Source organism: Oleiphilus sp. HI0125, assembly GCF_001635355.1.
This window is the reverse complement of sequence record NZ_LWGF01000162.1, coordinates 1-1,196: the sequence shown is the minus strand read 5'-3', so window position 1 is coordinate 1,196 and position 1,196 is coordinate 1. Positions and strand designations below refer to the sequence as shown.

The window sequence follows — 1,196 nt, the reverse complement described above, 5'->3', positions numbered from 1 at the left end:
AGCAGCAATTGTAGCCGCGATGACTTCATCTGAGTGTGCGCTAGAAACAAAGCCAGCTTCAAATGCTGAAGGAGCAAGATAGACGCCTTCGTTGAGCATTTCATGATAAAAGCGTTGGAATTTTTCCATATCGCATTCCACTACTTGTTCGTAGAAATCAACCTTATCTTCTTTGCTGAAAAAGAAGCCGAACATAGAACCTGCCTGACTGAAACACATTGAGGTGTTTGTGTTTTTAGCGGCTTGTTTTAAACCTTCAACTAATTTTGTGGTTTGGGCTATCAAGTGCTCATAGAAACCAGCTTCGCTTATTTTGGTGAGCATAGTTAGCCCTGCTGCCATCGCTAAGGGGTTTCCTGAAAGAGTGCCTGCTTGGTATACGGGACCGGTAGGTGCAATGTAATCCATAATGTCAGCGCGTCCACCAAAGGCGCCGACCGGTAATCCTCCACCGATTACTTTGCCTAAGGTTGTAATATCGGGGGTTACGCCAAAATGACCTTGTGCTCCACCTAATGAAACGCGAAAACCGGTCATCACTTCATCGAAAATGAGTACGCTTTTGTACTCGTCACAAATGTCGCGAAGCCCTTTAAGGAAGCCTGGCACAGGCGGAATACAATTCATGTTGCCTGCAACGGGCTCAACGATGATCGCGGCAACATCGTTACCAATCTCTGAAAAAGCTTGGCGGACAGAGTCTATATCGTTAAAACGCAGGGTAATGGTGTGCTCTGCAAGGCTTGCTGGAACGCCAGGAGAGTTTGGAACGCCTAGTGTAAGAGCGCCAGAACCTGCTTTAACAAGTAGCGAATCTGAGTGGCCGTGATAACATCCTTCAAACTTAACAATCTTGTCGCGACCGGTGAACCCACGTGCGAGGCGAATAGCACTCATTGTTGCTTCTGTGCCCGAGCTGACCATGCGCACTTTTTCAATCGAGGGAACTAGCTCGCAGACCTTTTTAGCCATCACCGTTTCGAGTTCAGTCGGAGCTCCGTATCCTAAGCCCTGTTGCAATTGCTTTTGTACCGCCTCGACCACATCTTGGTTGGCATGACCTAAGATCATAGGCCCCCATGAACCGACGTAATCGATGTAACGTTTATCGTCTGCATCGATAAGGTAAGCACCTTCACCTTTTTCAAAAAATAGAGGGCTACCGCCAACGCCTTTAAAAGCACGAACAGGCGAGT

The 1,196-nt window shown here is 47.6% G+C and carries 1 protein-coding gene; it reads right to left on the bottom strand.

Going from position 1 to position 1,196, the window contains the following annotated elements:
* Positions 1–1,196, bottom strand: a 1,196-nt coding sequence (gene hemL / locus A3762_RS02685; protein ID WP_068753984.1) for a glutamate-1-semialdehyde 2,1-aminomutase, incomplete at both ends; no start/stop codon positions are given.